The organism is Curtobacterium sp. 1544 (assembly GCF_040544915.1).
Classification (GTDB): domain Bacteria; phylum Actinomycetota; class Actinomycetes; order Actinomycetales; family Microbacteriaceae; genus Curtobacterium; species Curtobacterium pusillum_C.
The window spans coordinates 1-1,687 of the sequence record NZ_JBEPKX010000058.1 but is presented as its reverse complement, the minus strand read 5'-3'; the positions used below and the strand labels follow the sequence as shown (position 1 = coordinate 1,687).

At 56.6% G+C, this 1,687-nt stretch carries 1 rRNA gene; it reads left to right on the top strand.

Features of this window, described 5'->3' with window-relative positions:
* Positions 1–41 precede the first annotated feature (41 nt).
* Positions 42–1,563 (top strand): 16S ribosomal RNA (locus ABIC61_RS18600).
* Positions 1,564–1,687: the final 124 nt, after the last annotated feature.

The window sequence follows — 1,687 nt, the reverse complement described above, 5'->3', positions numbered from 1 at the left end:
ATCAACTCGCTGATGCTCTTCGGAGTGTTGGTTGTAATTTTTTTACGGAGAGTTTGATCCTGGCTCAGGACGAACGCTGGCGGCGTGCTTAACACATGCAAGTCGAACGATGATGCCCAGCTTGCTGGGTGGATTAGTGGCGAACGGGTGAGTAACACGTGAGTAACCTGCCCCTGACTCTGGGATAAGCGTTGGAAACGACGTCTAATACTGGATATGACTGCCGGCCGCATGGTCTGGTGGTGGAAAGATTTTTTGGTTGGGGATGGACTCGCGGCCTATCAGCTTGTTGGTGAGGTAATGGCTCACCAAGGCGACGACGGGTAGCCGGCCTGAGAGGGTGACCGGCCACACTGGGACTGAGACACGGCCCAGACTCCTACGGGAGGCAGCAGTGGGGAATATTGCACAATGGGCGAAAGCCTGATGCAGCAACGCCGCGTGAGGGATGACGGCCTTCGGGTTGTAAACCTCTTTTAGTAGGGAAGAAGCGAAAGTGACGGTACCTGCAGAAAAAGCACCGGCTAACTACGTGCCAGCAGCCGCGGTAATACGTAGGGTGCAAGCGTTGTCCGGAATTATTGGGCGTAAAGAGCTCGTAGGCGGTTTGTCGCGTCTGCTGTGAAATCCCGAGGCTCAACCTCGGGCTTGCAGTGGGTACGGGCAGACTAGAGTGCGGTAGGGGAGATTGGAATTCCTGGTGTAGCGGTGGAATGCGCAGATATCAGGAGGAACACCGATGGCGAAGGCAGATCTCTGGGCCGTAACTGACGCTGAGGAGCGAAAGCATGGGGAGCGAACAGGATTAGATACCCTGGTAGTCCATGCCGTAAACGTTGGGCGCTAGATGTAGGGACCTTTCCACGGTTTCTGTGTCGTAGCTAACGCATTAAGCGCCCCGCCTGGGGAGTACGGCCGCAAGGCTAAAACTCAAAGGAATTGACGGGGGCCCGCACAAGCGGCGGAGCATGCGGATTAATTCGATGCAACGCGAAGAACCTTACCAAGGCTTGACATACACCGGAAACGGCCAGAGATGGTCGCCCCCTTGTGGTCGGTGTACAGGTGGTGCATGGTTGTCGTCAGCTCGTGTCGTGAGATGTTGGGTTAAGTCCCGCAACGAGCGCAACCCTCGTTCTATGTTGCCAGCGCGTTATGGCGGGGACTCATAGGAGACTGCCGGGGTCAACTCGGAGGAAGGTGGGGATGACGTCAAATCATCATGCCCCTTATGTCTTGGGCTTCACGCATGCTACAATGGCCGGTACAAAGGGCTGCGATACCGTAAGGTGGAGCGAATCCCAAAAAGCCGGTCTCAGTTCGGATTGAGGTCTGCAACTCGACCTCATGAAGTCGGAGTCGCTAGTAATCGCAGATCAGCAACGCTGCGGTGAATACGTTCCCGGGCCTTGTACACACCGCCCGTCAAGTCATGAAAGTCGGTAACACCCGAAGCCGGTGGCCTAACCCTTGTGGAAGGAGCCGTCGAAGGTGGGATCGGTGATTAGGACTAAGTCGTAACAAGGTAGCCGTACCGGAAGGTGCGGCTGGATCACCTCCTTTCTAAGGAGCATCTGGCTCGTCGTGCCCTTCGGGGTGGGGTGGGTCCAGGCGCCGGATCGAGACGAACGTTCTCGCCGGTAGCTCATGGGTGGAACATTGACAGTGCAGTCGTCAGCGCAGCTGC